The 6,188-nt window shown below is 69.9% G+C and carries 7 protein-coding genes; 5 read left to right on the forward strand and 2 right to left on the reverse strand.

Translation table 11 applies throughout. The features are described from left to right. The 4 genes from VGI62_RS00800 to VGI62_RS00815 all read left to right on the forward strand — a co-directional run. Nucleotides 1–753, forward strand: a 753-nt coding sequence (locus tag VGI62_RS00800; RefSeq protein ID WP_331502482.1) for a prephenate/arogenate dehydrogenase family protein, incomplete at its 5' end; no start/stop codon positions are given. 42 nt (nt 754–795) lie between these two features. Continuing rightward, the gene (locus tag VGI62_RS00805; protein ID WP_331502483.1) at nt 796–1,119 is read left to right on the forward strand and encodes an EF-hand domain-containing protein; all 324 of its coding nucleotides are present in this window, start codon (nt 796–798) and stop codon (nt 1,117–1,119) included. A 75-nt stretch (nt 1,120–1,194) separates the two neighbouring features. Continuing rightward, a complete protein-coding gene (locus VGI62_RS00810; RefSeq protein ID WP_331502484.1) occupies nt 1,195–1,503 on the forward strand; it encodes a metalloregulator ArsR/SmtB family transcription factor in 309 nt (102 codons plus the stop codon). Beyond that, nucleotides 1,500–1,943: an SRPBCC domain-containing protein gene (locus VGI62_RS00815; protein ID WP_331502485.1), complete on the forward strand. Its 444-nt coding sequence runs from the start codon at nt 1,500–1,502 to the stop codon at nt 1,941–1,943. The genes VGI62_RS00810 and VGI62_RS00815 overlap by 4 nt, the downstream gene beginning before the upstream one ends. Nucleotides 1,944–2,039: 96 nt before the next feature. Here VGI62_RS00815 and VGI62_RS00820 read toward each other — a convergent pair whose 3' ends face one another. After that, complete coding sequence (locus tag VGI62_RS00820; protein ID WP_331502486.1) at nt 2,040–4,832, reverse strand: ATP-dependent DNA helicase; 2,793 nt, start codon at nt 4,830–4,832, stop codon at nt 2,040–2,042. Nucleotides 4,833–5,179: 347 nt separating this feature from the next. On the opposite strand from VGI62_RS00820, the gene VGI62_RS00825 reads away from it, so the two are divergent. Then, on the forward strand, nt 5,180–5,389 hold the full coding sequence (locus VGI62_RS00825) for a dodecin family protein (protein WP_331502487.1): 210 nt from the start codon (nt 5,180–5,182) through the stop codon (nt 5,387–5,389). 16 nt (nt 5,390–5,405) lie between these two features. Here the strand turns inward: VGI62_RS00825 and VGI62_RS00830 are convergent. After that, on the reverse strand, nt 5,406–6,188 hold a 783-nt coding region (locus VGI62_RS00830; RefSeq protein WP_331502488.1), incomplete at its 5' end, for a hypothetical protein.

Consider the following 6,188-nt stretch of genomic DNA (forward strand, 5'->3'; position numbering starts at 1 on the left):
CTGGTGATCTTCGCGGTGCCGGTGATGGCGATGTCCGCGGCGGCTCGCGCCGCCGCCCCCGGCCTGAAGGCCGGCGCCACGGTCAGCGATGTGGGCTCGGTGAAGGCGGCCGTGGGCGAGGCGTTGGCGCAGGCCCTGCCCGACAACTGCTTCGTCGTCCCGGGCCACCCCATCGCGGGCACGGAACAGTCCGGCCCCGACGCCGGCTTCGCCGAGCTCTTCCAGCACCGCTGGGTGATCCTGACCCCGCAAACCCGCAACGACGCCCCCTATGCCGCCGCCGTCGAGCGGCTCACCGATTTCTGGACGGCGCTCGGCTCCAACGTCGAGCTGATGGACGAGAAGCACCACGACCTGGTGCTGGCCGTCACCAGCCACCTGCCCCACCTGATCGCCTACAATATCGTCGGCACGGCCGCCGATCTGGAAGGAGTCACGCGCGGCGAGGTGATGAAGTATTCAGCCGGCGGCTTCCGCGACTTCACCCGCATTGCAGCTTCGGACCCAACGATGTGGCGCGACGTCTTCCTGACCAACAAGGACGCGGTGCTGGAGGTTCTCGGTCGATTCACCGAAGACCTGCAGGCGTTGTCGCGGGCCATCCGCTGGGGTGAGGGCGACAAGCTGTTCGACCTCTTCTCCCGCACCCGGGACATCCGACGCGGGATCATTGCGGTGGGCCAGGAAAGCGCCGAGCCAAACTTCGGCCGCGATCATCGCAGCCCGGAAGACCCGGACACAAAACCGCGATAGTTCGCGCGCCCGATCCGGCTCGCGAGCAACCGGAGAACCGCCATGCGCCTCTTTATCCTTGCAACAGCGACCACCGCCCTCCTGATCGGAGCCGGTTCGGCCTCCGCCCAGCAGCCGGCGGCCCCTGCCGCCCCCGCCGCTGCTGCCCCCGCCCCTGCTGCCCCAGGCGGCAAGATGCCTTCGGCGGCGGATATCCTGAAGCAGTGGGACACCAACAAGGACGGTACGATCAGCAGGGAAGAATGGGTCGCCGCCGGCCGGCCGGCCGAACGCTTCGACATGGTCGACACCAACAAGGACGGTAAGATCACCGTCGAGGAACTTGCCGCCGCGATGGCGGCGATGCGTCAGCGGCAAGGCCAATAGCCTCGACCTCCTGAAGCCGGCGCCTCTTGAAGGAGGCTTCGACGCCGGATATATTCACCCTGAAGGGTGAATATAATGCTGGACGAGACGTTGCTGGCGCTGGCGGATCCGACGCGACGGGCGATCCTGGCGCGGTTGACCGAGGGCGAAGCGCGAGTGACCGAGCTCGCCGCGCCGTTTGCGATCTCCCTGAACTCCGTCTCCAAGCACATCCGTACGCTTGAGCGCGCCGCGCTGGTGCGGCGCAGGCGCGAGGGGCGCGAACACATTCTGGCGCTCAACCCTGCAGGCCTCGACGAGGCCGCAGACTGGATCGAAGGCCAGCGCGGACTCTGGGCCTGGCGGCTCGGCCGGCTGGATCAAGCCCTAAAGGAAAGACCATGACCGAGACCATAAGGAAAACGGGAACCGTCCGCGTCAGCCGCCACTATGAGGCGTCGCCCGAGCGCGTGTTCGACGCCTGGCTCGACCCCAAAGTCGCGGCCAAGTTCCTGTTCGCCACGCCGAACGGCACGATGATCAAGGCCGAGATCGACCCCAAGGTGGGCGGCCACTTCACGTTCACTGACCGGCGCCCGGACATGGGCGAGGTGGAACACGTCGGGACCTGGCTGGAGATCGACCGGCCACGCCGACTGGTTTTCGAGTTCGCGGTCCCGGCCTACGAGCCGTCGCGCACGAGGATCACGCTGGAGTTCGCCGCCGACGGCGCAGGCTGCGCACTGACCCTGACCCACGAAGGCGTCTTCGAAGATTACCTCGTTCAGACCAACGCCGGCTGGGGCATGATCCTGGACGCGTTGGCCCGCGCCCTGGCCGCTTAGCCTGACCACCGCGCCGGTTGGCGACGGCGAACGGCAAGGGCCGGCCGCCGAGGGGAGCCCACCGGCATTGCGGGCGCTCCCTAAGGGGGGACGCCCTTAGGTTTTCAGGAATGCCGTAACGCCCTCGATGGCTTCGACGAGGCCCACGCGCCGAAGCTCGACGCCCTCGGGAAGTCCGGAGAAGAGGCGCGTGGGGGCGGCGGCGTCCAGCATGACGAAGCAGCCCCTGTCGTCGGCGCGGCGGATCAGGCGACCGAAGGCCTGGGCGATGCGGCCGCGGGCGACGGCGTCATCGTAACCCTTGCCACCGAACCTGGTGCGACGGGCCTTGTGCAGGATATCGGGGCGGGGCCAAGGGATACGGTCAAAGACCAGCAAGCGGAGCGAACGGCCCGGCACATCGACGCCATCGCGCACGGCGTCGGTGCCGAGCAGGCAGGCATCCTCCTCGGCTCGGAAGATGTCGACCAGCGCGCCCACCTCGAGCCCGTCGACGTGCTGGGCGTAGAGGGCGATGCCCTGATCGGCGAGGGGGGCGGCGATCTTCTCGTGCACCGCTTTCAGGCGCCTGATGGCGGTGAACAGGCCCAAGCCCCCACCCCCAGCCGCCAGGAACAACTCGCGCATGGCGGCGGCCACCTGACGCGGGTCCTCCCGGCCGACATCGGTGACCACAAAGCAGCGAGCCTGGTTGGCGTAGTCGAAGGGCGAGGCGAGCTTGAGGGTCTTCGGGCGGTCCGGCAGGCGCGCGGCGCCGGTGCGCATTTCCGCAAGCGCGAAAGGGTCGTCCAAGGTGGCGTCGGCGAGCGTCGCCGATGTCACCAGCACACCGTGCGCGGGTGCGATCACCGCATTGGTCAAGGGCTCGGTGGGATCGACCCAGTGACGGCGGCAGGCGGCGTCCACCACCCGGCCATAGAGGAAGGTCGCGTCGAACCAGTCGACGAAATCCGGGTCGTCCTCGGCGTCCTCGTCGATGGCTCGCAGCATCGAGCGCCACGCGGGCAGCGTCATCCGCGCGCGTCGATCGAGTCCCCGCAATGCCCCTTCAATGCGTGCACGATCGGGGGTGGCGAGCTGAGCGGCCTCGTCGTCCAGGACAGTCTCCAGCTGGCGGGCCAGGGCCACAAGCGGCGCCTCAACCCTGGCGATCCCCTCGGCGGCCGCGCGCGCGGTCTCCCGCACCAGATCGAGCGCCGGGCGCGCGGCGCACTCCATGCCGACCTCGCTGGGCGCTGCGCGCGCGCGGAGTTGCTCGAGCACCGCGACCAGGAAGTGCTCCACCGGCCCGATTGGGTTCACCTCGCCGTTCGGCGGCGCGATGCGGCCGGACCAGCCCTCCCCCGGCAAGGCGGACGCTGCGCGCGTGGCCTCGACGAGCGCGGCCTGGGCCTCCTCGCGGTCGCCCAGCACCTCCATAAGCCTGGCCTCGAGACCCCGACCACGTCGTCCCCGTCCCTCCGGTCCACGGATCCAGCGGCGGAGTTCCGCGGCCTCCGCCCCCGAGAGTGCGGCCGAGAAGGCCGAGTCGGCCGCGTCGAACAGGTGGTGGCCTTCGTCGAAGACAATGCGCTTCAGGAGCGTGGTTTCGCCGTCGGCCTTGGAACCACGCGCCGCGCGAGCCCCGTCGAATGCCGCCTGAGTGAGCACCAGGGCGTGGTTGGCGATCACGATGTCAGCGCGCCGGGAGCCTCGGATCGCCTTTTCGACGAAGCAGGAACGGTAATGCTGGCAGCCGGCGTGGATGCACTCGCCCCGGCGGTCGACCAAGTTGGCGGGGCTGGCCTGGCTCGCCGGACCGACGGAGAAGAGACCGGGCAGCCAGGCGGGGAAGTCGCCGCCGGTCATGTCGCCGTCGCGGGTGGCCCGGGCCCAGCGCGCCGCAAGCCCCATGCCGACCAGGTCGCCGCCGCCCAGCTGGGCAGCGTTGACCGCCTCCTGGAAGTTGAGGAGACAGAGGTAGTTCTCCCGGCCCTTGCGAACCACGGCCTTCTTTGCCCGCACCTTGGGGTCGGGATAGATCGCATGACTCTCCCGCTCTATCTGGCGCTGCAGAGCGCGGGTGTAGGTCGAGATCCAGACCGCCGGCCCGTTGGCCTCGGCCCACAGCGAGGCCGGAGCGAGGTACGCGAGCGTCTTGCCGATCCCGGTGCCGGCCTCGGCCAGCATCATTCGGGGCTCGCCCTCCCGGTCACGGGGCTGGAAGGCGAAGGCCGCTTCGGACGCAAACTCGGACTGGGCGGGGCGCGCCTCGTCGAGGCCGGAGCGGGCCAGGAGCTCCGCCAACCGGGTGGCCGCATCCTGCGGGGCGATCGGCTTCGACCCCGCCTCGCCGGGTGGCGCCTCGCTCTCCCATTCGGAGACCCGCGACCATGCATCGAGTCCGGAGGTGCGGAACATGTTGCCGGTCGGTTGTGAGCGCAGCGCGGTGATCGCCGCAGGGCCCCAGGGCCAGCCCCCCCGGGCCAGCGTCTCGGCTACCGCCAGCGCTTCCTCCCGCGAGGGCTCGGGCGTAGCCGCCAGCTCGGCCAGCAATGCCGCACAGACTTCCCGCAGCGCACTCGCCTGGGCGACCGCTCCCTTGGGCTCGGTTATCCCCAGCGCCTGGGCCAGCCCCGCCGCCGACGGCGCACAGAACCGCGCCGGCCGCACGAATGCGAAGAGCTCCAGAGCATCGAAGATGCGGGGGGATCGCGGCGGCGCATGCAGCCCGAGTCGCCGCGCGGTCATGGCGGCGTGGGCGAGGAGGACGGGGCCCTGCTCGAAGAGGTCGCGTGCGTCCGGCGCGCGGATGGCCTGGGCGCGGGAGGCGTCCGCCGCCGCGGCGCGTGGCCCCGGGAGCACGACGAGGGCCGGAGCGAGGTCGAGGTTGGTTGGCGGAAGAGTCACTGGGGGAGGTTAACGCGGCGAACGGAGGAACTAAATGGGAACGTGGTGCAATATCGCTCCGACGCGACGCTTGCCCATCAAAGCAGATGCTGAGTTGGCCGGAATTTATAGTCCAGCTGACCGCCGCTGACCGCGGGGGCGGAACGTGCCCAGCCGGCTTCGCCCCGGCCGACCCGATGTTGGGGACCCGCCAGGACGCCTACCCGATCTCGTTCGCGCTTCGGCGGCAAGCCCTCCGCCGCTCGCTCCGCGGGGGAATGGGTTGGCGGGCTCACCCAGAGGGCTTGACTCGCATAAGGCTCGGGGCGCGACACTTGGAGATCGGGGGTATCCAGGAGGAGACGCCCATGAGTGTCTATCGGGTCACCGAGATCATCGGCACCAGCAAGACGAGCTGGGAGGACGCCGCCAAGGAGGCGCTGTCCGCCGCCGCCGGGTCGCTGCGCGACCTCCGCGTCGCCGAGGTGGTGGAGCTGGACATCACCCTCGGCGCCAAGGGCGAGGTCGAAAGCTACCGCAGCCGCCTGCGGGTGAGCTTCAAGTACGAGAAGGAGTAGGAGCCGCTACCGGCCCCTACTGGCCGCCGCCAGCCTTCGCCGCCTCGCCGGCGCGGGTGCCCTTTAGGATGTCGACGAGGGCGTAGTTGCCCTCATGACAAGCGTATTCGTAGAGCGGGTCCTTGCTGGCGGTCAGGCTCATCTCGGCGCGCCAGGGGCGGGTGTAGTAGGCCGGGTCCTCGACCTTAAACTCGTAGAGGATCTGGCTCGGGGAGACGCGGGTCAGACGCTCGGTGACGCGGCCCTTGGGCGTCAGGTAGATCGGCCCGGCTCGGCCCTGCTCGGTGTTGACGTTGACTGTCTCGATGACCAGGGCGTCGCCCTCCCACCAGGCGGTGGCGTCGCCCAGCCAGGGCTGCAGGGCGGCTGGACCGTGGGCGGCTTGCGCCGTGGCCTTGTCGCGGAAGACCGGGATCGCGCGGGTGTCGTGGATCATCTCGATCTCGATGGCCACGGCGCCCGGCGTCTGCACGATCTGCAGGTTGGAATTGTAGATGTTGTTGAGCATGCCTGGCCCGCCGGAGCCGCGCGAAGAGATTAGGCAGCGGTCCCAGGGCTCGAGGTTCTCCGGATTGGCCGGCGTGTCGGCGGCCCGCGCGTGGGCGTTGGCCTTGGCCACCAGCGCGCGGCCCTCCGGCGAGAGCGGTAGCTGGCCGTCGGCCGGATCGACGATCCAGGAGGTGCGGTACTCGCCCTTCACCTGGGCCAGGTTGCGGCCGGGATCGAGCCAGAAGGTGTTGTAGCCGCCGGGGTCGCCTGGAGCGGGCGCGCCCTCCTCGGCGTTGGTGGGTGCGGCGTC

Origin of the sequence: Phenylobacterium sp. (assembly GCF_036495085.1) — a bacterium.
Taxonomy (GTDB): Bacteria; Pseudomonadota; Alphaproteobacteria; order Caulobacterales; family Caulobacteraceae; genus Phenylobacterium.

Coding starts and splice junctions, on each gene's coding strand:
- VGI62_RS00805 (WP_331502483.1), top strand. CDS start 796: ATGCGCCTCTTTATCCTTGCAACAGCGACCACCGCCCTCCTGATCGGA.
- VGI62_RS00810 (WP_331502484.1), top strand. CDS start 1,195: ATGCTGGACGAGACGTTGCTGGCGCTGGCGGATCCGACGCGACGGGCG.
- VGI62_RS00815 (WP_331502485.1), top strand. CDS start 1,500: ATGACCGAGACCATAAGGAAAACGGGAACCGTCCGCGTCAGCCGCCAC.
- VGI62_RS00825 (WP_331502487.1), top strand. CDS start 5,180: ATGAGTGTCTATCGGGTCACCGAGATCATCGGCACCAGCAAGACGAGC.